Source organism: Accumulibacter sp., assembly GCF_036625195.1.
GTDB lineage: Bacteria > Pseudomonadota > Gammaproteobacteria > Burkholderiales > Rhodocyclaceae > Accumulibacter.
On record NZ_JAZKUG010000001.1, the window covers coordinates 3,059,573 to 3,081,588 of the forward strand.

21 protein-coding genes are annotated in these 22,016 nt (G+C 66.7%); 12 read left to right on the forward strand and 9 right to left on the reverse strand.

What is annotated here, in order from left to right; genetic code table 11:
- The first annotated feature begins 5 nt into the window (after window positions 1–5).
- Genes V5B60_RS13620 through ureG form a run of 6 tightly spaced genes read left to right on the forward strand, consistent with a single transcriptional unit; the run spans window position 6 to window position 4,211 of the window.
- Window positions 6–308, forward strand: coding sequence for an urease subunit gamma (locus V5B60_RS13620; protein ID WP_332347570.1), 303 nt, complete (start codon window positions 6–8; stop codon window positions 306–308).
- An 11-nt stretch (window positions 309–319) separates the two neighbouring features.
- Window positions 320–628: an urease subunit beta gene (locus V5B60_RS13625; protein WP_332347571.1), complete on the forward strand. Its 309-nt coding sequence runs from the start codon at window positions 320–322 to the stop codon at window positions 626–628.
- Entirely contained in the window at window positions 625–2,337 is a 1,713-nt protein-coding gene (ureC, locus tag V5B60_RS13630) for an urease subunit alpha (RefSeq protein WP_332347572.1), read from the forward strand. Before V5B60_RS13625 ends, ureC begins: the two co-directional genes overlap by 4 nt.
- A gap of 7 nt (window positions 2,338–2,344) precedes the next feature.
- Window positions 2,345–2,914, forward strand: coding sequence for an urease accessory protein UreE (ureE, locus tag V5B60_RS13635; RefSeq protein WP_332347573.1), 570 nt, complete (start codon window positions 2,345–2,347; stop codon window positions 2,912–2,914).
- Entirely contained in the window at window positions 2,911–3,582 is a 672-nt protein-coding gene (locus tag V5B60_RS13640; RefSeq protein ID WP_332347574.1) for an urease accessory protein UreF, read from the forward strand. The genes ureE and V5B60_RS13640 overlap by 4 nt, the downstream gene beginning before the upstream one ends.
- A gap of 17 nt (window positions 3,583–3,599) precedes the next feature.
- Complete coding sequence (gene ureG, locus V5B60_RS13645; RefSeq protein ID WP_332347575.1) at window positions 3,600–4,211, forward strand: urease accessory protein UreG; 612 nt, start codon at window positions 3,600–3,602, stop codon at window positions 4,209–4,211.
- A gap of 90 nt (window positions 4,212–4,301) precedes the next feature.
- On the opposite strand, the gene V5B60_RS13650 is transcribed toward ureG, so the two are convergent.
- Window positions 4,302–5,189 (reverse strand): hypothetical protein, encoded by an 888-nt coding sequence (locus V5B60_RS13650; RefSeq protein ID WP_332347576.1) that lies wholly within the window; start codon window positions 5,187–5,189, stop codon window positions 4,302–4,304.
- Between the two features lie 767 nt (window positions 5,190–5,956).
- On the opposite strand from V5B60_RS13650, the gene V5B60_RS13655 reads away from it, so the two are divergent.
- The 5 genes from V5B60_RS13655 to V5B60_RS13675 all read left to right on the forward strand — a co-directional run bounded on the left by V5B60_RS13655 (window position 5,957) and on the right by V5B60_RS13675 (window position 12,834).
- Window positions 5,957–6,808: an NF038130 family PEP-CTERM protein gene (locus V5B60_RS13655; protein ID WP_332347577.1), complete on the forward strand. Its 852-nt coding sequence runs from the start codon at window positions 5,957–5,959 to the stop codon at window positions 6,806–6,808.
- A 151-nt stretch (window positions 6,809–6,959) separates the two neighbouring features.
- Complete coding sequence (locus V5B60_RS13660) at window positions 6,960–8,495, forward strand: MraY family glycosyltransferase (RefSeq protein ID WP_332347578.1); 1,536 nt, start codon at window positions 6,960–6,962, stop codon at window positions 8,493–8,495.
- A gap of 5 nt (window positions 8,496–8,500) precedes the next feature.
- The gene (locus tag V5B60_RS13665) at window positions 8,501–8,941 is read left to right on the forward strand and encodes a low molecular weight protein-tyrosine-phosphatase (protein WP_332347579.1); all 441 of its coding nucleotides are present in this window, start codon (window positions 8,501–8,503) and stop codon (window positions 8,939–8,941) included.
- Between the two features lie 293 nt (window positions 8,942–9,234).
- Window positions 9,235–10,440, forward strand: coding sequence for a polysaccharide biosynthesis/export family protein (locus V5B60_RS13670; protein ID WP_332347580.1), 1,206 nt, complete (start codon window positions 9,235–9,237; stop codon window positions 10,438–10,440).
- Window positions 10,441–10,566: 126 nt separating this feature from the next.
- Entirely contained in the window at window positions 10,567–12,834 is a 2,268-nt protein-coding gene (locus tag V5B60_RS13675) for a polysaccharide biosynthesis tyrosine autokinase (RefSeq protein WP_332347581.1), read from the forward strand.
- 48 nt (window positions 12,835–12,882) lie between these two features.
- On the opposite strand, the gene rlmB is transcribed toward V5B60_RS13675, so the two are convergent.
- From rlmB to V5B60_RS13715, 8 genes are all read right to left on the reverse strand, one after another.
- Window positions 12,883–13,647, reverse strand: a complete 765-nt coding sequence (gene rlmB, locus V5B60_RS13680) for a 23S rRNA (guanosine(2251)-2'-O)-methyltransferase RlmB (protein WP_332347582.1) — start codon at window positions 13,645–13,647, stop codon at window positions 12,883–12,885.
- A 72-nt stretch (window positions 13,648–13,719) separates the two neighbouring features.
- A complete protein-coding gene (locus tag V5B60_RS13685; RefSeq protein WP_332347583.1) occupies window positions 13,720–14,796 on the reverse strand; it encodes a hypothetical protein in 1,077 nt (358 codons plus the stop codon).
- A gap of 125 nt (window positions 14,797–14,921) precedes the next feature.
- Window positions 14,922–16,235: a sulfate adenylyltransferase subunit 1 gene (locus V5B60_RS13690; RefSeq protein WP_332347584.1), complete on the reverse strand. Its 1,314-nt coding sequence runs from the start codon at window positions 16,233–16,235 to the stop codon at window positions 14,922–14,924.
- A complete protein-coding gene (cysD, locus tag V5B60_RS13695; protein WP_332347585.1) occupies window positions 16,235–17,155 on the reverse strand; it encodes a sulfate adenylyltransferase subunit CysD in 921 nt (306 codons plus the stop codon). The genes V5B60_RS13690 and cysD overlap by 1 nt, the downstream gene beginning before the upstream one ends.
- 22 nt (window positions 17,156–17,177) lie before the next feature.
- Window positions 17,178–17,903, reverse strand: a complete 726-nt coding sequence (locus V5B60_RS13700; RefSeq protein WP_332347586.1) for a phosphoadenylyl-sulfate reductase — start codon at window positions 17,901–17,903, stop codon at window positions 17,178–17,180.
- Window positions 17,900–18,421, reverse strand: coding sequence for a DUF934 domain-containing protein (locus V5B60_RS13705; RefSeq protein WP_332347587.1), 522 nt, complete (start codon window positions 18,419–18,421; stop codon window positions 17,900–17,902). Before V5B60_RS13705 ends, V5B60_RS13700 begins: the two co-directional genes overlap by 4 nt.
- Window positions 18,414–20,117, reverse strand: a complete 1,704-nt coding sequence (locus V5B60_RS13710; RefSeq protein WP_332347588.1) for a nitrite/sulfite reductase — start codon at window positions 20,115–20,117, stop codon at window positions 18,414–18,416. The genes V5B60_RS13705 and V5B60_RS13710 overlap by 8 nt, the downstream gene beginning before the upstream one ends.
- 58 nt (window positions 20,118–20,175) lie before the next feature.
- Window positions 20,176–20,952, reverse strand: coding sequence for a sulfite exporter TauE/SafE family protein (locus V5B60_RS13715; RefSeq protein ID WP_332347589.1), 777 nt, complete (start codon window positions 20,950–20,952; stop codon window positions 20,176–20,178).
- 105 nt (window positions 20,953–21,057) lie between these two features.
- On the opposite strand from V5B60_RS13715, the gene cysB reads away from it, so the two are divergent.
- Window positions 21,058–22,005, forward strand: a complete 948-nt coding sequence (cysB, locus tag V5B60_RS13720) for an HTH-type transcriptional regulator CysB (protein ID WP_332347590.1) — start codon at window positions 21,058–21,060, stop codon at window positions 22,003–22,005.
- Window positions 22,006–22,016: the final 11 nt, after the last annotated feature.

A 22,016-nucleotide genomic window follows, 5' to 3' on the forward strand; every position in this document is an offset into this window, starting at 1 on the left:
AAGCCATGGAACTGACGCCGAGAGAGAAGGACAAATTGCTGCTGTTCACCGCCGCGCTGCTCGCCGAGCGGCGCCGCGCGCGCGGGCTGCGGCTCAACTACCCGGAAGCGGTGGCGCTGATCAGCGCGGCGATCATCGAGGGCGCGCGCGATGGGCGGACGGTCGCCGAACTGATGCATCACGGCACGACGATTCTGGGTCGCGACGAGGTGATGGAGGGCGTTGCCGAGATGATCCACGACATCCAGGTCGAAGCGACCTTTCCCGACGGCACCAAGCTGGTCACCGTCCACCACCCGATCGTCTGAGGAGGCCCGGCATGATTCCCGGAGAAATGCACATCGAGCCCGGCGAGATCGAGCTCAACGCCGGTCGCGAGACGATCCGGCTGGCCGTCGCCAACACCGGCGACCGGCCGATCCAGGTCGGTTCGCACTACCACTTTGCCGAGACCAACGCCGCGCTGTCCTTCGATCGGGTCGCCGCGCGCGGTTTCCGGCTCGACATCGCCGCGGGTACGGCGGTGCGTTTCGAGCCGGGGCAGACGCGCAGCGTGCAGCTCGTCGCCCTCGCCGGTGATCGCCGGGTCTTTGGTTTCACTGCCACCGTCATGGGAGCCCTCGAATGAGCGTCCGCATCTCGCGCCAGGCCTATGCCGAAATGTTCGGGCCGACGGTCGGCGACCGCGTCCGCCTCGCCGATACCGATCTCTGGATCGAGGTCGAGCAGGATCTGACCGTCTACGGCGACGAGGTCAAGTTCGGTGGTGGCAAGGTGATCCGCGACGGCATGGGACAGGGCCAGAAGCCGGCGGCGGAAGTGGCCGATACGGTGATCACCAACGCGCTGATCGTCGACCACTGGGGAATCGTCAAGGCCGACATCGCGCTCAAGGGCGGCTGCATCGCCGCCATCGGCAAGGCCGGCAACCCCGACATCCAGCCCGGGGTGACGATCAGCATCGGTGGCGGCACCGAGATCATCGCCGGCGAAGGCATGATCGTCACTGCCGGCGGCATCGACAGCCACATCCATTTCATCTGCCCGCAGCAGATCGAGGAAGCGCTGATGTCGGGCGTGACGACGATGCTCGGCGGTGGCACCGGGCCCGCCACCGGTACCTACGCCACCACCTGCACGCCGGGCCCGTGGCACATCCAGCGCATGCTGCAGGCGGCCGAGGCGTTCCCGATGAACCTCGGCTTCTTCGGCAAGGGCAACGTCTCGCTGCCCGAACCGCTGCGCGAGCAGGTGCGCGCCGGCGCGATCGGCCTCAAGCTGCACGAGGACTGGGGGACGACGCCGGCGGCGATCGACAACTGCCTGTCGGTCGCCGACGAGATGGACGTGCAGGTGGCGATCCACACCGACACGCTCAACGAGTCCGGCTTCGTCGAAACGACGCTGGCCGCCTTCCGGGGGCGGACGATCCACACCTTCCATACCGAAGGCGCCGGCGGCGGGCACGCACCGGACATCCTGCGCGCCATCGGCGAGGCCAACGTCCTGCCGTCGTCCACCAACCCGACGCGGCCGTACACGGTGAATACCGTCGACGAGCACCTCGACATGCTGATGGTCTGCCATCACCTGGACCCGTCGATCGCCGAGGACGTCGCCTTCGCCGAGAGCCGCATCCGGCGCGAGACGATCGCTGCCGAGGACATCCTGCACGACCTCGGTGCGCTGTCGATGATGTCTTCGGACTCGCAGGCGATGGGCCGGGTGGGCGAGGTGATCATCCGCACCTGGCAGACGGCGCACAAGATGAAGGGGCAGCGCGGTTCGCTGCCGGCGCCGGGAGCTGGCCCGCAGCGGCACGACAATTTCCGCGTCAAGCGCTATCTCGCCAAGTACACGATCAATCCGGCGATCACGCACGGCATCAGCCATCTCGTCGGCTCGATCGAGGTGGGCAAGCTCGCCGACCTGGTGCTCTGGAAGCCGGCTTTCTTCGGCGTCAAGCCGTCGCTGATCCTCAAGGGGGGGATGATCGCCGCCGCCGCGATGGGCGATGCCAATGCGTCGATTCCGACGCCGCAGCCGGTGCACTACCGGCCGATGTTCGGCTCCTTCGGCAATGCGCTGCAGACTTCGGTGACTTTCGTCTCGCAGGCGGCACTGGACAGCCCCGGAGTCGCCGCGCTGCAGTTGCGCAAGCCACTGGTCGCCGTTCGCCAGACCAGGGGAATCGGCAAGGCGGACCTGGTACACAACGCCGCGACGCCGAAGATCGAGGTCGACCCCGAAACCTACGCCGTGCGTGCCGACGGCGAGCTGCTGGTCTGCGAACCGGCGAGCGTGCTGCCGCTGGCGCAGCGCTACTTCCTGTTCTGAGGCGAGCATGCTTCTGGTCGAATCCTTCGCCGCCGCCGACGCGCCGGTCAGCGATCACCTGGTGCTGCCCTACGACGCCCGCTGCCGGAGCCGGCAGCGCGTGACGCTGGTCGGCGGCGAGGAAATGGGCTATGTGCTGCCGGCCGGTACGGTACTGCGCGACGGCGACCGCTTGCTGGCCAGTGACGGGCGCGTCGTCGAGGTCAGCGCGGCGCCGGAAGAGCTGCTCGAGGTTCGCGCCCGTGACACCCTGCAGTTGATCCGTGCCGCCTACCATCTGGGCAACCGGCACGTGCCGGTGCAACTCGGCGACGAGTTCCTCCGCCTGCAGCCGGACCACGTGCTGGGCGCCATGCTGCGGCGTCTGGGTTGTTCGCTCGCTGCGGTCGTGGCGCCCTTCGATCCGGAGGGCGGAGCCTACGGTGCGGCGCACAGCCACGCCGGCGCAGCGGTACATGGCGGCGCAGCGGCACGTGTCGGCGACTACCGGCCGGCGCCGGGCCGGCGCAAGACTGATGCGCACGACCCGGGCCACGGTGCGCATCGTTCGCCGGCGAAGATCCACACATTCAAGTGAGCCTGGTGCTGGCACGCCTGCTGCAGCTCGCCAGCCCGGCGTTGCCGGTCGGCGCCTACACCTATTCGCAGGGGCTCGAATGGGCCGTCGAAGCGGGGCTGGTACGCGACGAGACGAGCGCCGGGCAGTGGATCGGCGGCGTGCTCGAGGAGGGCATCGGTCGCTTCGAGGCGCCGCTCGCTGCCTGCCTGCAGCGCGCCTGGAACGTTGCCGACGTCGGCGAGGTGGCGCGTCTGAACGGCGAGTTCCTGGCCAGCCGCGAGTCCTCCGAGCTGCGTGCCGAGACCCTGCAGATGGGCTACTCGCTGCGCCGCCTGCTGCGTGACCTGGACGATTTCCCCTTGCCCGAGGTCCTCGATGAACTGCCGGAAACGGCTTTTCCGACGGTCTGGGCGCTGGCCGCCGCGTCCTGGCGGATCCCGCTGGCCGACTCGCTCGCGGCCTATCTGTGGTCCTGGTGCGAGAACCAGGTGCTGGCGGCGCTGAAGGCGGTGCCGCTCGGCCAGACTGCCGGGCAGCGGCTTCTGCTGCAGCTCGGTGGCCGCATTCCGCCGGTCGTGCAACGGGCGCTGGTCCTCCCGGAGGCGGCATGGAGCAACTTTGCCCCGGGTTTCGCGCTGGCGTCGAGCCAGCACGAAACGCAGTATTCGAGACTCTTTCGATCATGACGGAAAGCGAGCCGCGGATGAACACCCGAACTGCCCTGCGCATCGGCATCGGAGGCCCGGTCGGCTCCGGCAAGACCGCACTCACCCTGGCGCTGTGCCTCGCCCTGCGCGACCGCTACAGCCTGGGCGTGGTGACCAACGACATCTACACCGCCGAGGACGCGAAGTTCCTGGTGCAGCACGCGGCCCTGCCGCAGGAACGCATTCTCGGCGTCGAGACCGGCGGCTGCCCGCACACCGCGATCCGCGAAGACGCCTCGATCAACCTCGAAGCCGTCGCGCGGCTGACGACGGCCTTCCCGGACATCGAGATCGTCCTCGTCGAGTCGGGCGGGGACAATCTGGCCGCGACCTTCAGCCCCGAGCTCTCCGACCTGACGCTCTACGTCATCGACGTCGCCGCCGGCGACAAGATTCCGCGAAAGGGTGGGCCGGGGATCACCCGCTCCGACCTGCTGGTGATCAACAAGACCGATCTGGCGCCCCTGGTCGGCGCATCACTCGAGGTGATGGCGCGCGACAGCCGCAGGATGCGCGGTGATCGCCCCTTCGTCTTCAGCAACATGAAGACCGGCGAGGGGCTGACGGAGATCATCGCCTTCATCGAGGAGCGCGGTCTGTTCCACTGAACGGGCGGCAAGCGGTCGCTGGCTTGGCGGGATGCTTGCGGGGCGAGCGGGTCGTCGCCGAGTTGAGCATGCGGCCAGCGAAATTGGGGCTCAGCAGGCGCGGCCGTCGGGCAGACGGGTGAAGCCGAAACCGCCGCCGTGGCTCGGCTGGATGCAGATCGTCACGCCAAGCGAGCGCGCGGCGCGGTCGATGTCGGGCGGAAAGGCAGCGAAGGGGATCGATCGCTCGACGACTGACCGGATGAACGCGATCTCGTCCTGCTGGTCGCCGGCGTTGAGGATGGCGAAGGACTTCAGGCTGCCGTTGGGGTTGATCCGGAACTGGACGGCGGCCGGCTTCACCCCCCGGCTGCGCGGGTCGTTGCGGACGAAGGCGGCGCTCCGGTTCAGTCGCCGGACGATGCCATCGAGGTAGAGGTCGAGGCTGAACGGGTCGGGCGGCGGCGTGTCGGGCCGGCGCTCGAGCATCAGCAGTCCCTGTTCGTCGCGCCGCGCCTGCTGTCGGCCGAGCTCCGCCGCCTGTGCCAGCGAACGCTGCGCCAGTGATGGCCTGGGCGTCGCCTTCGCCTGCGCGTCGAGCTCGTCGAGGAAACGCTTCATCTCCTGCCTTTCACTCGGGCTCCAGCGCGGCGTGTCGTCGCGAGCGGCTTTACCGGTTGGCGTCGGCACGTTCGGCGTGCGCGGCCGCGGTGCCTTGCTGGCCGGTCGGGCGGCGGCACGCGACGGAGCTTTGGCTGTCGCCGGCTGGCGCGGCAGGGTGGCCTGCGCTGCCGGCGGCGCTGCCGGCTGCTGTGCCGGCGACAGGCTGGCTGCGAAGCGCGTCGAGGCGATCGGCCGGGGCACTGCCTCCTGCTCCGGAAAGAAGAGGACGATGGCGTGCAGGAGCAGCGATGCCGCGAGGGCAGCAAGCAGCGAGCGCGAGATCGGAGTCTGTTCTACGCCAACCTCGTCATCTGCCCGAGCAGCTACGCGAAACACGTCGCCAGCAGGTCGCGCGGCATCGCCTGCGCGGATGGGCGCCTGGCGAGCGGACGGCGCATGCGCCAGATCGGTCGCATGGCAGGATCACTCGCAGCCTGGTGGCGGTGCCGCGCAGCAAAGGACTGCGGCGGTCCGGCGCGACCGGCGTCGTTGAGATCGCGGTCGCAGGAGGTCTTCAGGGCCCATGTGGGCAGGATAGCGAGCCGGCCGGTGGTCGTCAATTCGGGCGGCGGCTGGTCCGCGGCCGCAGCGGCGGCGACCGTGGTACCTGCCGGTGGCCGCATGCAGCGGCCGGCAGGCTCCTGCAGGGCCCATGTTGAGGTGAAAGGCGCGTCCGCGACTCGCGAATCTCCCTTCTCCCGCACGCGGGAGAACGGTCGGGGATGGGGGGACCGATCATGACCTTCATCATCCCGAGTGCCTCGACAGTCATGACTGGAGACGTTCATTCGCTGGCGCCGCCGCTTGGGCGCCAGTGTCGACTCCTTGCCGGATAGCCGGCAAGAGTCGCGTTGGTGGGACGGGCGGACTGTCGGAATTTCTTACAACACAGCTGCCCGAATACAGTGTGATATTTCTAACATTCTGCTGCAAAACGATGTTTTTTTTCTGGCACGAATGTTGCTCTGTCAGTTACAGGTTTTGCTGAGGGGCGGGGGTGGAACGCTACAGCCCCTTGAAGCCAAGACTTGTGAAGCCCACTTAAACCCTCATCCACCGGTTTTCCGAGCAGGGGCTGGTGACCGAAGTGAAGGAGTCAAACAATGAGTGTAACTCGTAGCAGGACCAAGATCGCCTTGGCCGTCATGGGCTTGGTCGCGTCGACCGGCGCTTCGGCGGCAGTGTCGCTGGGCAATGTCGTCATCGGTAATTCGCCATGCCAGACGTGGTTGGGTTCGACGCAGCTCTCTTCCAGCAGTTGTTCGGATGCGAACGTCGCGAGCGCCCTGCAGGTCGGGGGTGGCAACGTCGAACTCGGAAAGTTTGGCAGTGGTAGTGGTAACACTCCTCCGGGGACCACACTGTCTGGCGACTTCGCAGGAAAGCCGCTGACCCTGCGCAGCCTTGTCGAAGCTGACTGGACGACCGGGCGGTTGCAGCCTACCGCGCTGACCGAGCGCTACATTCAAGGCGCTGCACAGGAGGCTGGCATCAACCTGTCGCCCACGGGTCTGAGTAACGCGGTGACGGCCTTCCTCTCGCCCAATGCCGGTCTCGGCGGTATGGCGCCGTGGATGTTGGTCAGCGACCCCAACATCGATTACGTCGAGATGCGCGACGGCCATGGCGTATACATCGGTCTGGCGGGAATCTACAACGCGACGCCGTTCCTCCAGGCCGTCTTCGGTTCCCAACTGCCGCCGGGGACCCTGTTGCCGAGCGGGCTGCAGGTGAGCGAGGTGGTGCATGTGGATCTCGCCGGTTTGCAGGACTACCTGTTCGGGTTCGAGGCGACGCGCTCCGGTGTCTATGCAGGGCCGACGCCGCCAAGTCAACAGGTCCAGGATACCCTGTCCTATTCGGGTACCTATGAGGTGAAGATCCCCGAGCCAGAGTCGCTCGCGCTCTTGGGACTGGCTCTGGTCGGCGCGTTCATCGGCCGTCGCCGCGCCTGAGGCGCTTCGCGAGAGCTTCTCGGCGCGCGAGCGCCGATGGGGGTGTGCCTGCAGAGCCCGCAAGGGCTCTGCGCGCGATGGGACTCGGGAGTGGGACCGTCGGCCAAGGGGCAAAGGCTGAAGCCTGGAACTGCTCACCGCGGAGGTGGCCTTGGAATACGCTGCACTTTTTGGCCTCTGTGCCCTTTTTTCGGGGGTGGTCGTCCGTTTCAGCATCGCGCTGGCCGGCCGCCTTGGGGCGATGGATCGCCCTGGCGGGCACAAGCAGCATGCGGTGAGCACCCCGTTCGTGGGTGGCTTTGGCCTCATCAGCGTGGTCGTCGTCGCTTTCGCCCTCGGCGATCGTCTCCCCGGCGGATCGACGTCGGTCGCCTTGCTGGCGGGATCCGTGTGCATGTTCGTGACAGGGCTGGCCGACGACATCTGGCACCTGGGTTTCAAGCCGAGGCTCGTCGTGCAGGCGGCCGTGGCTCTGGCGATGGTCTTCGTCGGCGGGGTGGAGCTGGCTTCGCTCGGGGAACTCCTCCCCGGCGTCGCGGTGGATCTCGGTTGGTTTGCCGTGCCGATCACCGTCTTCGCGACGATCGGCCTGATCAACGCGGTCAACATGATCGATGGGATCGACGGACTCTCGGGTTCGGTGAGTCTCGTCAGCCTGGCGTTCATTGCCGTCGTCGCGCACGGCGCTGACAACCCGGCCTACCTGCTGGTGGCGGTGGCGTTGATGGGTGGTATCGTGGGGTTCCTGTTCTTCAACCTCCGCTATCCGGGGAATGCCCGCGCGAGGGTGTTCCTTGGCGACAACGGCAGCATGCTGCTCGGTTTCGTCTTTGCCTGGCTGCTGATCGCCCTGTCGCAGGGTGGCGATGCGGCGGCGATGACTCCGGTCACTGCGCTGTGGCTGTTCGCGTTGCCGCTGATGGACACCGTTGGCGTCATGCTGCGGCGGATCTGGCTTGGCAAGTCGCCCTTCCGGGCCGACCGCCACCATCTGCATCACCTCTTGGTCCGGGCAGGTTTTCGTGTCTCCGATGTCGTCGCCGTGGCGGTGCTGATGCAGTTCGTCTTCGCGCTGATCGGTGTCACCTGCCTGTTGCTCAGGGTTCCCGAGTATTTGGCCTTCTGGCTTTTTCTTGCCATTTTTGCCGTCTATTTCCTGCTCATCGCGCGGCCGTGGCGGCTGGTTCCCTGGCTGCAGTGGCTGAATCGACGCCTCGGTCTACCATCGGTGCAGGTGCGCGGCATCTTCGTCGGATACGTCCGTCGGGAAAGGTGCCCGCAGCTGCTTGGCCTGATTGCGCAGGGGCTCAGTGGCCATTACGAGTATCAGTTGAGCGTCTTCGAGACCGACAGGGAGAGTGCGCAGGGGCGCAAGGTGTATTGCATGGTCCATGTGCCGAATATCGGGGACGAACACTTGATTGGCGCTGTCCGGCGAGACATGCTGCGGCTGCGCAGGCGCCTGGCCAGGAAGCACGGGCTTGACATCCGCCTGCTCCTCGCGCGTGCGGAGCAGAGTGGGTTGCAGTCGGCATTCGACACCGCGGCGGCAAGCGGCAGGCGCATCGGCGAGAGCGAGCGTCGCCAGTTGCAGAGCACGCTGATCTATTCGATCGAGCGCGGACGGCACAGCGTGCGCAGTGACCACGGTGGCTTTGAACTCAGCCTGCCACCCACCTGCAGGTAGTCGTCATGTTCAGTCGTGTCCTCACCGTATGTACCGGCAACATCTGCCGCAGCCCGGCGGCGGAGTACTTGCTGCGGCAGCGGGCGGCCAGTTCCGGGCGCCGGATCGAAGCACGCTCGGCCGGTATCGGCGCGCTCGTCAATCATCCGGCGGAGGAGGCCACACGCGAGCTGATGAGCGCGCGTGGCGTCGATCTCAGCGCTCACCGTGCCAGTCAGCTGACTCGTGAGCGCCTGCGCTGGGCGGAACTGGTGCTGGTCATGGAGAAGCACCACCGGGACGCGGTGCTGGCCATGGACCCGACGGCTCGTGGCAAGACCTTCCTCATCGGGCACTGGACGAGCAAGGAAATCCCCGACCCTTACCGGCGCGGCGACGAGGCGCATGCCGAGGCGCTGCAACTGATCGACGAGGCGCTGGATCCCTGGGTCAGCAAGCTGGGCTGAAGAGCTGACTGGTCGGCCGCTTTTCTCGCCGTGGCGTGAGATTTCGCACCGGACGGTGCCTTGCCTGGCGTTAGTCTCTCCCCGTCGCTGGTTTCTGGACAGAGCAGGCCGTGGACACGGACCGCCTTTCGGAAAGTCACGGCGATCGGCCAGAAGCTGCGGCTTGGCTGTCCATCGGCCGGCAAGCGCCAACGCCGGCTTTGCGCGATGCGCCACTGGAAGTTAAACTGCACGGCTCGTTCTGGCCGGGGCGTACCGACCGGATGAAGAGGCTACGAGATGAGGATTTTGGCATGAAGCTTTTGCGACATCGGCTGCCAGCGTGGCGAAGCGTGCTGCTGTGCCTTGCGTTGGGTATGCTGGCAGGGTGCACCATCATTCCTGGCAACCAGAGTTACGCCAACCGCGAGGAGTCCGACGTCAGGCTGCCGGTGCAGCAGGGCGACGAGCTGCAGCCGGCGAACGTGCGCATCCGGCCGATCACGGCGGAGTTGATCATCGATCTCTTCAAGTCGGCCTTGCCGCCAATCGGTGACGGAACCAGTTCGGCGCGGGCGGCGACGGCCAGCGATCCACGCTTCCGTGGCCAGGACCCTGCGGCAGTTCCCAATTACCGCTTGGGGCCGGGAGACATCATTTCGATCATCGTCTGGGACCACCCGGAACTGACGATCCCCGCCGGCAGCTTCCGGACGGCGGAGCAGGCCGGCACGGTGATCGCCGAGGACGGTACGATCTTCTATCCTTACATCGGTGTGGTCAAGGCGGCCGGCAAGACGACCAGCGAGCTGCGTGAAGTCCTGTCGACGCGGCTCGCCAAGTTCATCGAGCGGGTGCAGCTCGACGTGCGTATGGTCGCTTTCCGCAGCCAGCAGGTCTATGTCGTCGGCGAGGTGGCAAAGCCGGGGATTCAGCCCGTCAACGACGTGCCGATGACGGTCCTCGATGCGGTCAACCGTGCCGGTGGCTTCACGCCGGAAGCCGACTTCAGCCGCGTCCTGCTCACCCGCCGCGGGACGACCTACCTGGTCGATGTCCAGTCGATGTACGACTATGGCCGTACCGAGAGCAATCCGCTGCTCGAACATGGCGACATTGTCAACGTCTCGGACCGCAGCTACAACAAGATCTTCGTTCTTGGCGAGATTGCCAAGCCCGGTTCGCTGGTCATGAACAAGAAGCGCTCGACGCTGGCGGAGGCGCTCAGCGACGCGGGCTACATCAATCAGAGCACCGCCGATCCGCGCTGGATCTACGTCATGCGCGGCAACAGCAAGGATTCCCCGGAGCTGTTCCACCTCGACGCACGACTGCCCGACGCGATGCTGCTGGCCGACCGTTTCCCGTTGCGACCGCGTGACATCATCTACGTCGACGCGGCTGCGGTCGTTCGCTGGCACCGGGTGATCGCCAACATCCTGCCGACCGCAACGATGCTCTACCAGACAAGCCTGACGCAATGGCCGCTTTTTGGAGCAAGGCAGACGCCCAACAACTGAGTTGGGACAGCCGGGAGAACTGGCTAGCCTGATGCGTCGCCGCTGCCGGTTGGCCAACGCGTGGCGGCTACCGGCCTCTCGATGCAGGCAGGACTGAAGACGGGCCAGAGACCACTCGGACAACACATGGAAAATGATCAACTGAAACCCTCCCAAACGGCCGGCTCGTTCCCCGGAATGAGCGCCAACGTGACGCAGCAGTCGTACGCCACGCAACCCTCGGCGTCGTCCGAGGACGAGGAAGGTCTGGCACTCGGCGAGATCATTGCGGTCCTGATGGACTATCGCTGGCTGATCGCCGCGACCTGCCTGTTTTCGTTGGTCATCGGACTCGCCTGGGTTCTTGTCGCGAGTCCGACCTATCGTGCGGATGGCCTGCTGCAGATCGAGGAGAAGAAGGGATCGGGCGGCGTGCTCAAGGCACTCGAGCCGCTACTCGGTGATACCACGACGGCACCGGCAGAAGTCGAGATTTTGAGTTCACGGATGGTCCTCGGCCGTGTCGTGTCGAAGCTGCGGCTGGACATCATCGCCCAGCCGCGGACCTTTCCGTTGATTGGCAGAGCGATCGCCCGTCGCTACGATGGGGAGCAGCCGAATTCGCCCTGGCTCGGCCTGTCGAGCTTTGCCTGGGGCGGCGAGCGCATCCAGGTCGACTCGCTGGACGTTCCCCCGCAAGCGCTCGACGAAGCGCATGAACTGGTTGCTGGCGCTGGCGGCAATTTCGAGATATTCGACGAGGACGACCAGCTCGTGCTCGCCGGCAAGGCGGGGACGCGAGCCAGCAACAAGGGCTACTCGGTCTTCATCGCAGAACTCGTCGCACGGCCGGGCACGCGCTTCAATCTCGCCAAGCTCTCTCCAGAGACCGCGATCGAGAACCTGCGCAAGTTCTATTCGGTGAAGGAGCGAGGCAAGAAGACCGGCGTGCTCGAACTGAGCCTGGTTGGCAAGCGTGCCGACGAGATCGTCCTGATTCTCGACGACATCATGAACACCTACGTCCGCCAGAATGTCGAGCGCCGCTCGGCGGAGGCAGAGAAGACGCTGAAGTTCCTCGACACCCAGCTGCCGGCGCTGAAGACCCAGGTCGACAGCGCCGAAGGCGCGTACAACAGTTATCGCCAGAGTCGCGGTTCGCTCGACCTGAGCCTCGAGACACAGGGCATCCTGAAGTCGCTGGTCGAGGTCGAGAATGCCGCCGTGCTGCTGAAGCAGGAGCGGGACGAGCTGCGGCAGCACTTCACGCCGGAACATCCGCGCATCCAGGCCGTCGACAGCAAGCTGGCGCGCCTCGACGAACGCCGCAAGCAGTTCGACTCGGATGTCTCCCGCCTGCCCGATACGCAACAGACCGTTCTGCGCCTGGCGCGCGACGTCGAGGTCTCGAACCGGTTGTATACCGAGTTGCTGAACACCGCGCAACAGTTGCGCGTGTCGAAGGAGGGCACCGTCGGCGACGTGCGCGTCATCGACACGGCGGCGGTGGGTCGCGAGCCGGTCGGCGCCAAACCGATCGCCATCCTCGGCATCGCCCTGCTGCTTGGCCTGCTGGCGAGCCTCGTCGTCATCTGGGTTTTGCGCTCGCTGCGCGTCGTGGTCGAGGATCCGGAGGTGATCGAGTCGCAGCTCGGTCTGCCGGTCTACGCCACGGTGCCGCACAGCAAGCTCGAGGTCGACCTGCATCGCAGGGCGCAGGCGGGCGGTGGCGGTGAGCTGCTGGCGGTGGCCCATCCGCAGGAAGACGCGGTCGAGAGCCTGCGCGGGTTGCGGACGACGCTGCACTTCGCCCTGCTCGATGCGCAGGGCAACTCGCTGCTGATCACCGGCCCCAGTCCGGGACTCGGCAAGAGCTTCATCTCGAAGAACCTCGGCGCGGTCCTGGCGCAGGTGGACAAGCGCGTCGTCATCGTCGATGCCGACCTGCGTCGTGGGCACCTGCACAAGGAATTCGGTATCGAGCGCGCAGTCGGCATCTCGGAATACGTCGCTGGCCAGGCTGCGCTCGACGACGTCCTCAAGAGCACCGCCGTCAGTGGGCTGACCGTCGTCACCACCGGACAAATCCCGCCGAACCCATCCGAGCTGCTGATGCACCCGCGCTTCGAAGTGCTGCTCGGCGAACTGGCGGCGAGGTTCGACACGGTCATCGTCGATGCGCCACCGGTCCTTGCCGTCTCCGATGCGGCGATCATCGGCCGCCACGTCGGTGCGACGCTTATGATTGCGCGTGCCGGCAAGCACCCGATCCGTGAGCTCGAGCAAGCGGTGAAACGACTCAACCAGGCCGGCGTGCAGGTGAAGGGCTTCGTCTTCAACGACCTCAACGTCAGCCGACAGAGCTATCGCTATGGCTACAAGGGCTACGTCTACCGCTACTCGTACAAGACGTAGCCGGTCCGCCGTCGCTGCCGCGACCGGAGCCTGCGGGCAGCAGGTGCGCTAGCCGCTGCGCTCCGCGGTCGGCAGATCGCGGAGCCGTCGCCTCGCCTCGAACAGGCAGACGCCCGTGGCCACCGAGACGTTCAGGCTGGCGACCGAGCCGAGCATCGGGATGTTCACCAGTTGGTCGCAGGTCTCTCGGGTCAGGCGACGCAAGCCTTCCCCCTCGGCACCGAGCACCCAGGCGCAGGCGATCGGCCAGCTGGCGCCGTACAGATCCTGCGGCGCCTCGGCATCGGTACCGACGACCCAGATGCCGCGTTCCTTGATTTCGCGCAGGCTGCGGGCGAGGTTGGTGACGGTGATGTAGGGGACCGTTTCGGCCGCGCCACTGGCGACTTTCACCGCCGTCTGCGTCAGTCCGACGGCACGGTCCTTCGGCGCGATCACCGCGTGCGCACCGGCGGCATCGGCAACCCGCAGGCAAGCGCCGAGATTGTGCGGATCCTGGACGCCGTCGAGGACGAGGAGGAAAGCGGGTTCGTCGAGGGTGTCGAGGACATCGTCGAGGCTCAGATGTCGCTGCGTCGCATCGACGATGGCGATGACGCCCTGATGGCGGGCGCCGGGCGCCATCGCCTCGAGACGGGCTGCGGCCACCGGCAGCAGGCGAATGCCGGCGAACTCGGCGTGCGTCCGCAGGTCGCGCAAGCGGGCATCGTGGCGCGCCGCGTCGACATGAATCTCGCGGACCGCGCCCGCGTCATGACGCAGTTTGGCGAGGACCGAATGGAAACCGAAGATCAGGCGTGTGGCGGAGGGCATGAGCGTGGTCTGCAGGAGGAGGGGGCGCGGCGGGCAATCCGGCCGCAAGGGAAAGCTGGCGGCCGCCGGCGTTCAGTCACCGATGCCGACCGTTTCGAGAGCCCGCGAGCGCCAGTCGAGAACTGCCGTGCGGATGCTCATCTGCTCGCCGAGGCGGGGAAACTCGGCGCGGATGACATGGGCGGCGAATTTCGACAGGAAGCGTGATTTCAGCTCGGCGCGTGCGCGATCGACGCCGAGTTCGTCGTAGGGCACCGAGGCGAGAAGCAGGAAACCGTCGTCCGGAATGCGGCCAGCCTGCATGTTCGCCTCGATGATTCCTGCCGCCTTGCGGATCGGCACGTCGAGATTGGGACTGTAGGGCCCGATGATCAGTGCGACGTTCGGCGTATGCAGGAAGTCGAAGCCACGTCCGAGACAGATCATCCACTCGCGGTGCTCGATGTCGAGCAGTCTTTCGTTGCGCCGGATCTGGGCGCGCACGTTCTCGATGTGTTCGAGATTGCCATGCAGCAGCGGCAGCAGGTCGGCGCGCATGCGCGCCGGCATGTCGGGCAGCAGGGCGGCGAGGCGCAGTTCGAGCGTCGCCCGGTCGGTCGAGGTCAGCGTCGCGAGATCCAGCCGGTCGCCAGCTGTGCCGTGGATCACCAGCGCATCCTCGTCGGTCTCGAAGCCGCAGACGAGCGGATAGACGGTGCTGTGGTCGGTGCCGAAGATGTGCTCGACCTGGCGCCTGATCTCGTAGGTGTGGGCGATCGCTGCCTCGGTGTCGTACTGGAAGCCGGCACAGCCGCGTCGCGGATCGCCCTGCGAGTAGTGGTAGGTGACGAGGAAGACGACGTTGCGGCCGGCGCTGACGACGCGTTGCACGTGATGCGCCAGGACCTCGCCGAGGTGTGGCCAGCCGAGGTCGAAGATGCCGCCGAGGTTGCGGAAGGGCATCAGCAGGCCGACCGGTGTGTTGGTCGCAACCGGGATGTTGATCCGCCCGTCCATGCACTTGAGGACGGCGATCGCCGTCGGATGCTCGGCGAGGTAACGCTCACGCGCCAGCCACGCTTCCGGACTGCGAAAGATCGTGCTGTGGCGGTCGGCGAGACCGAACAGCCACTCGATGCGTTCCTCGATGGGCTTGCCGTGAATGTCCATGGCGAACGGATCCTCCTGCCTGAAGACCTGGCCCGTCGGCGGTCGGGCGCTGGCTGCCGCCGGATGCGGGCGGCTTGGGCGACAGTATCCACGCGGCCGGCCCCGCGGTCAAACGCGCGGCTGGCTCATCCGCTGTCGCCGCCCGTGGTGCCCAGGATCATGCCGGCGGCGACGGTGTTGTTCGTCGACTCGTCGATGATGATGAAGGCGCCGGTGCCGCGGCTTTCGGCGTACGGGTCGGCGAAGATCGGCTGCGCCAGCCGGAAGCTGACGCGGGCGATATCGTTCATCACGAGTCGCTCGGCGGGCTGCTGCTGCATGCTGTTGATGTCGACGCGGAAGGCGATGGCGGCGAGCATCGCCTTGCTGTCGCGCGTCGTATGGCGCAGCAGGTACTTGCGGCGGGGTTCGAGCGGCGACTCCGAAAGCCAGCAGAGCATCGCATCGATGTTGCGGCCCACCAGCGGCAGTTCGTCGCTGCGGACGATCATGTCGCCGCGCGAGATGTCGATCTCGTCGTCGAGCAGGATGCTGACCGACTGTTCGGCGACCGCGCGCGGCAGCGATTCGCCGAGCACCTGGATGTCGCGGACGCGGCTCTCGAGACGCGAGGGCAGGATCGTCACGCGATCGCCGATGTGCAGTTCGCCGGATTCGACGCGGCCCATGAAGCCGCGATAGTCGTGCAGTTCGGGGTTCGCCGAGTCCTGCGGGCGGCAGACGTACTGCACCGGAAAGCGGAACTTCTCGACGTGCTCGCTGTGGATCGCCGGCGCCGCCTCGAGCATCTCGAACAGCGTCGGCCCGTCGTACCAGCGCAGGCGTTCGCCGCGCTCGACGATCATGTCGCCGTGCAGCGCCGACAGCGGGATGAAGCGCACGTCGGCGATGCCGAGCCGGCTGGCGAACTCGAGATACTCGTCGCGGATGCGGTCGAAGGTCTCCTGCGCGTAATCGACCAGATCCATCTTGTTCACCGCGACGACGATGTGCGGGATGCCGAGCAGATGGGCGACGTAGGAGTGGCGGCGGGTCTGCGTCAGCACCCCCTTGCGTGCATCGATGAGGATGATCGCCAGGTCAGCGGTGGACGCGGCGGTCACCATGTTGCGCGTGTACTGCTCGTGGCCCGGCGCGTCGGCGATGATGTACTTGCGCGTGCCGGTGGTGAAGTAGCGGTAGGCGACGTCGATGGTGATTCCCTGTTCGCGTTCCGCCTGCAGGCCGTCGGTCAGCAGCGACAGGTCGACGCTGTCGAGGCCACGGCGGGCGGAGCTGCGCTGGATGGCGTGCAGCGTATCGGCGAGAATCGTCTTGCTGTCGTAGAGCAGGCGGCCGATCAGCGTGCTCTTGCCGTCGTCGACGCTGCCGCAGGTCAGGAAGCGCAGCAGGCCGTTGTCGGGAATGTCTTCGGCGGGGAGTTTCTCGATCGCTGACATCAGAAATAACCTTCCTTCTTGCGTTGCTCCATCGACGCTTCCGAGGTCTGGTCGTCGAGTCGCGTCGCACCGCGCTCGGTGATCGTCGTCACCGCCGTCTCGGCGATGATGCTGGCGACGTCGCTGGCAGCGGACTCGACCGGCGCCGTGCAGGTGATGTCGCCGACGGTGCGGAAGCGCACCTGCAGCGTCTCGATCGTCTCGCCGGGTCGCGCCGGCGTCACTTCGGTCACCGGCAGCAGGCCGCCGCTGCGACGAACGATCGGCCGCCGGTGGGCAAAGTAGATCGAAGGCAACGCCAGCTTCTCGCGCTCGATGTACTGCCAGACGTCGATCTCGGTCCAGTTCGAGATCGGGAAGACGCGGATGTTCTCGCCCTTGAAGCTGCGTGCGTTGTACAGATCCCAGAGTTCCGGGCGCTGGTTCTTCGGATCCCATTGTCCGAACTCGTCGCGGAACGAGAAGATGCGTTCCTTTGCCCGAGCCTTCTCCTCGTCGCGGCGGGCGCCGCCGATGCAGGCGTCGAAGCCGAACTCCTCGATCGCCTCGAGCAGGGTGACCGACTGGTGCTTGTTGCGCGGCTCGTCGGCCGACTTGAGGACGACGGTGCCGCGCGCCATCGAATCCTCGACCGAGCGAACGATCAGGCGTTCGCCGAGTTCGGCCGCGCGACGGTCGCGGAAGTCGGTGACCTCGCGATAGTTGTGGCCGGTATCGATGTGCAGCAAAGGAAAGGGAAAACGACCCGGGCGAAAGGCCTTCTCGGCGACGCGCAGCATGCAGATCGAATCCTTGCCGCCGGAGAAGAGCAGCACCGGGTTGCTGCACTGGCCGGCAACCTCGCGCATGATGTGGATGGCCTCCGACTCGAGCCATTCGAGATGCGAGAGGGTGACTCTGGCGAGCTTTGCAGTACTCATTCCTGATCCGTTCGTGGCTGTTTCACGGGCGCCTGAGGTGCAGGCCGCATTCCTTCGATTCCGGATTCTCCCACCACCAGCGGCCGGCGCGGACGTCCTCGCCGGCGGCCACCGCGCGCGTACACGGCGCGCAGCCGATGCTCGGGTAGAAGCGGTCGTGCAGCGCGTTGTACGGCACGCCGTGTTGCCTGAGGTATGCCCACACCTCGCGTTCGCTCCACTCGGCGAGCGGATTGAACTTCTCCAGTCCGCCGTTGGCGGTGTCGACGCTGCGCAGCGGCAAGCCATCGCGCGTGCTCGCCTGCTGCGCCCGCATGCCGGTGATCCAGGCCCGCTGGCCGGCGAGCGCACGCTGCAGCGGCTCGACCTTGCGCACCTGGCAGCAGCCCTTGCGCAGTTCGACCGATTCGTAGAAGGCGTTGATGCCGTGCTCGCTCGTCCATGCCTCGAGCAGATCGTGCCGCGGGTAGTAGAGGCGCAGCGTCAGGCCGTAATGACGGCGAATCGTCGCCATCAGCTCATGGGTTTCCGCCGGCAGGCGGCCGGTGTCGAGCGAGAAGATGCCGATCGGCAGGTCCTCACGGACGATGAGGTCGGTGAGCACCATGTCCTCGGCACTGAGGCTGCTGGCAAGAACCGCCGGCGAGAAGTCGGCGGCGATCGCCCGCAACAGTTCCCGCGCAGCCGCGCTGCGCCGGGTGACCGACTCGTGCAGCGCGGCCTCGTCCACGGCCCCTTCGCCGCTCATGCCGAGGGCTCCGCCAGGCGGCGGCGAAACAGCGGCAGCGGCTGGTCGGTCGCCGCCTGGTAGCTTTCGCTGAATGCCCGCAGCCCGGCGAGCGCCTGCTCGATGTCCTTGTCGGCGCGCACCGCGTAGGCGTCGATGCCGCAGCGTCGCATGAGGAAGAGCTGATCGTGCAGCACGTCACCGATCGCCCGGATCTCGCCCGTGTAGTGGTAGCGCTCGCGCAGCAGGCGGGCACTCGAGTAGCCGCGGCCATCGGTGAACTTGGGAAAGTTGACGCCGATGACGGCGAAGCGCGCGCAATCCTCGGCCAGCGCCTCGGGTCCCTCGTCGCTGTCGAGCCAGACTCCGGGCTGCTCGTCGCGCTGCAGCACTTCATCGCGCCGCGCCAGCCAGACGGCCAGCGGCAGCAGCACCGGTCCGGCGGGCAGCGGAACCGTCTCGGCACTGTCGCCGGCTGCGAGGCTGAGCACTTGCCAGGAGTCTTCGACGATCTCCTGCTTCCTGATGATTCTAGGCATTGACCACCTCCCGGTTTTCCTGTCTGGCGCCGCGCCGCCGGTCGCGGCCGGCGTAGGCGCGGGCCTTGAACGGCTCGACGCCGATCCGCTGCAGCGTGTCGATGAAGCGCTCGCCCGGCCGCCGCTGTTCGACATGGACGCTGATCAGCGCCTCGATCACCAGCGGTACCTCGTGCGCATGGAACGAGGGGCCGATCACCTTGCCGATCGTCGCCGAATTGCCCTGTTGGCCGCCGATGGTGATCTGGTACCACTCCTCGTCGTTCTTGTCGACGCCCAGGATGCCGATGTTGGCGACGTGATGGTGGCCGCAGGAGTTCATGCAGCCGGAGATGTTGAGCGAGATGTCGCCGATGTCGTAGAGGTAGTCGAGATCGTCGAACTTCTCGTTGACCGCATCGGCGATCGGTACCGAGCGCGCGTTGGCGAGCGCGCAGAGGTCACCGCCGGGGCAGCAGATGATGTCGGTCAGCAGGCCGATGTTGGCGGTCGCCAGGCGGTGGCGGCGGGCGATCTGCCAGACTTCGTGCAGGTCTCGCTGCCGCACGTCGGCGAGAACGACGTTCTGCTCGTGCGTGACGCGCAGTTCGCCGAAGCTGAAGCGATCGGCGAGGTCGGCGACGACCAGCATCTGCGTGTCGCTGATGTCACCCGGGGCAGCCCCCGGCGCCTTCAGCGACAGGGTGACGGCGGCGTAACCGGGAGTTCGGTGCGGATGCACGCAGCGCCGTACCCAGTTGGCGAAGGCGAGGTCACCCGCGACGCGCGCGGCGTGCAGCTCGTCCACGGCCGGCAGCGTTTCCCAGGCCGGCGGCGGAAAATGCGCCGCGATGCGCGCGAACTCCTCGTCCGGAACCGTCGTCGGACCGTCCCGCAGGTGCGCCCACTCGGCCTCGACCTGGCGGCGGAAGCCGTCGATGCCGAGGGCCTGGACGAGAATCTTGATGCGCGCCTTGTAAAGGTTGTCGCGACGGCCGTAGCGGTTGTAGACGCGCAGGATCGCCTCGAGGTAGGAGAGCAGGTGCCGCCGTGGCAGGAATTCGCGGATCACCTGACCGAGGATCGGCGTCCGGCCGAGGCCGCCGCCGACGAAGATGCGCACGCCGATCCCGTCGCGTTCGTCGCGCAGCAGTTCGAGGCCGATGTCGTGCGCGCGGATGATTGCCCGGTCCGTCGTCGCCGCATTGACGGCGATCTTGAACTTGCGGGGCAGGAAGGCGAACTCGGGATGGAAGGTCGACCACTGGCGCAGCAGCTCGCAGTAGGGACGCGGGTCGGTCAGCTCGTCCGGCGCGACGCCGGCGAACTGGTCGGTCGTGATGTTGCGGATGCAGTTGCCCGAGGTCTGTACGGCGTGCATCTCGACGCTCGCCAGTTCGCCGAGGATCGCCGGCGTCTGCTCGAGTTGCGGCCAGTTGAGCTGCATGTTCTGGCGTGTCGTGAAATGGCCGACACCGCGGTCGTAACGCTGCGAGATCTCGGCCAGCTTGCGCAGTTGCGTCGCCGAGAGCATGCCGTATGGGATGGCGATGCGCAGCATCGGCCCGTGCCGCTGGATGTAGAGGCCGTTCTGCAGGCGCAGCGGGCGCAGCTCGTCGGTCGACAGGTCGCCGGCGAGGTGGCGCCCGATCTGGTCCCGATACTGCGCCACGCGCTCGTCGATGATCTGCTGGTCAATCCGGTCGTAGCGATACATTGCACGTTCCTCGCATCGGTGTCTGTGAAAGCGGGTGGGGGTACTCGTCCGGCCGCGCCTAATGGGCGATCAACTTGCCGCCGATCAGCACCAGCATGCCGGCGAGGATCGGCCGCAGGATGCGGTCCGGAACCCGCGCCGAAGCATGGCTGCCGAGCCAGATCCCGGGCAGCGAGCCGAGCAGAAGGCTGCCGAGGAGTGACCAGTCGACGCTGCCGATCAGCCAGTGACCAAGGCCGGCGAGCAGCGTCAGCGGTACGGCGTGCGCCACGTCGCTGCCGACGATGCGGATCGCCGGCAGCCGCGGGTAGAGGTAGAACAGGATGGCGGCGCCGAGGGCACCGGCGCCGACCGAGGAGACCGTCACCAAAACGCCCAGCAGCACACCGCAGGCGATCGTCACCGGCGCCCGGAACTGCGTGTGCGCGGCATCGTCGGCGTGCGCCAGCGCCTGCCGTTGCAGTTGCTGGCGGAAGATGATCGCCGCTGCGGTCAGCAGCAGGGCGACCCCGAGCGCTACCGAGATCAGCTGTGATGTCGCCGCACTCTGCCGCGGCAGGTACGACAGCGCCCAGATGGTCAGCGCCGCTGCCGGAATGCTGCCGATTGCCAGCAGGCGGGTGACCTGCCAGTCGACATGCCCCTTGCGGGCATGGACGACGGTGCCCCCGGCCTTGGTGACGGCGGCGTATAGCAGGTCGGTGCCGACCGCCGTGGCCGGGTGCACGCCGAACAGCAGCACCAGCAGCGGCGTCATCAGCGAGCCGCCGCCAACGCCGGTCAGCCCGACGATGGCGCCGACGGCAAAGCCCGACAAGGTGTACATCCAGTCCATGGTGCGCCGCAGCAGGTTCGAAGAGCGCGCATCGTAGCAGCCCTGGGTTTGATCGGAAAGGAATGTTCAGTTAGATTGTTATAACCAAACGGATTCAATCGAGCCATGAAACTGCAGCAACTGCGTTACATCGTCGAAGTCGAGCGTCGCGGCCTCAACGTATCCGAAGCCGCCGAAACGCTCTACACCTCGCAGCCGGGAATCTCGAAGCAGATCCGGCTGCTCGAGGACGAACTCGGGGTGAGCATCTTCGAACGTGGCGGCAAGCGGCTGACGGCGATCACCGAGCCGGGCCGGGCAATCCTCGACATCGCCCGGCGCATGCTGCGCGACGCCGAGAACATCCGGCGCGTCAGCGAAGAGCATGCCGCCGGCGATTCGGGCAGCCTGGTCATCGCCACCACCCATACGCAGGCGCGCTATGCCCTGCCGGCGGTGGTCAAGAAGTTCGTCGACCGCCATCCGCAGGTGCGGCTGTCACTGCACCAGGGGCACCCGGCGCAGATCGCCGAATGGGCGCTGCAGGGAGAGGCCGACATCGCCATCGCCACCGAAGCACTCGACCAGTATCCACAACTGGTGATGCTGCCCTGTTACCAGTGGGTGCATTGCGTCATCGCGCCCGATGGCCATCCGATCCTCGGCGAGAAGACGCTCTCGCTCGCGGCGCTCGCGCGCTGGCCGTTGATCACCTACGATTCAGCCTTCGCCGGTCGCTCGCGGATCAACAAGGCCTTCGAACTGGCGCAGATCGAGCCCAACGTCGTGCTCACCGCGATCGACGCCGACGTCATCAAGACCTACGTCAGCCTCGGTCTTGGCCTCGGCATCATCGCCCGCATGGCCTACGACCCACTGCGCGACAGTGGCTTGCAGGCGCTGCCGGCGGAGCACCTGTTCGGATCGAACACGACCCGCATCGGACTGCGCCGCGGCACCCACGTGCGGCGCTTTGCCTACGACTTCATCGAGCTGTTCGCCCCGCAACTGACGCGCCGGGCGGTCGACATGGCGCTCGCCGGCGCGCGGCCGGACGAGGAGTACCAGCTGTGAGGCTGCCGGCC

What these genes read in the sequence shown, in the direction of transcription:
- V5B60_RS13655 (WP_332347577.1), top strand. Translation starts at nt 5,957, where the DNA reads ATGAGTGTAACTCGTAGCAGGACCAAGATCGCCTTGGCCGTCATGGGC.
- V5B60_RS13675 (WP_332347581.1), top strand. Translation starts at nt 10,567, where the DNA reads ATGGAAAATGATCAACTGAAACCCTCCCAAACGGCCGGCTCGTTCCCC.
- V5B60_RS13710 (WP_332347588.1), bottom strand. Translation starts at nt 20,117, where the DNA reads ATGTATCGCTACGACCGGATTGACCAGCAGATCATCGACGAGCGCGTG.
- V5B60_RS13620 (WP_332347570.1), top strand. Translation starts at nt 6, where the DNA reads ATGGAACTGACGCCGAGAGAGAAGGACAAATTGCTGCTGTTCACCGCC.
- cysD (WP_332347585.1), bottom strand. Translation starts at nt 17,155, where the DNA reads ATGAGTACTGCAAAGCTCGCCAGAGTCACCCTCTCGCATCTCGAATGG.
- rlmB (WP_332347582.1), bottom strand. Translation starts at nt 13,647, where the DNA reads ATGCCCTCCGCCACACGCCTGATCTTCGGTTTCCATTCGGTCCTCGCC.
- V5B60_RS13665 (WP_332347579.1), top strand. Translation starts at nt 8,501, where the DNA reads ATGTTCAGTCGTGTCCTCACCGTATGTACCGGCAACATCTGCCGCAGC.
- cysB (WP_332347590.1), top strand. Translation starts at nt 21,058, where the DNA reads ATGAAACTGCAGCAACTGCGTTACATCGTCGAAGTCGAGCGTCGCGGC.
- V5B60_RS13685 (WP_332347583.1), bottom strand. Translation starts at nt 14,796, where the DNA reads ATGGACATTCACGGCAAGCCCATCGAGGAACGCATCGAGTGGCTGTTC.
- V5B60_RS13625 (WP_332347571.1), top strand. Translation starts at nt 320, where the DNA reads ATGATTCCCGGAGAAATGCACATCGAGCCCGGCGAGATCGAGCTCAAC.
- V5B60_RS13705 (WP_332347587.1), bottom strand. Translation starts at nt 18,421, where the DNA reads ATGCCTAGAATCATCAGGAAGCAGGAGATCGTCGAAGACTCCTGGCAA.
- V5B60_RS13700 (WP_332347586.1), bottom strand. Translation starts at nt 17,903, where the DNA reads ATGAGCGGCGAAGGGGCCGTGGACGAGGCCGCGCTGCACGAGTCGGTC.
- ureG (WP_332347575.1), top strand. Translation starts at nt 3,600, where the DNA reads ATGAACACCCGAACTGCCCTGCGCATCGGCATCGGAGGCCCGGTCGGC.
- V5B60_RS13690 (WP_332347584.1), bottom strand. Translation starts at nt 16,235, where the DNA reads ATGTCAGCGATCGAGAAACTCCCCGCCGAAGACATTCCCGACAACGGC.
- ureC (WP_332347572.1), top strand. Translation starts at nt 625, where the DNA reads ATGAGCGTCCGCATCTCGCGCCAGGCCTATGCCGAAATGTTCGGGCCG.
- ureE (WP_332347573.1), top strand. Translation starts at nt 2,345, where the DNA reads ATGCTTCTGGTCGAATCCTTCGCCGCCGCCGACGCGCCGGTCAGCGAT.
- V5B60_RS13715 (WP_332347589.1), bottom strand. Translation starts at nt 20,952, where the DNA reads ATGGACTGGATGTACACCTTGTCGGGCTTTGCCGTCGGCGCCATCGTC.
- V5B60_RS13670 (WP_332347580.1), top strand. Translation starts at nt 9,235, where the DNA reads ATGAAGCTTTTGCGACATCGGCTGCCAGCGTGGCGAAGCGTGCTGCTG.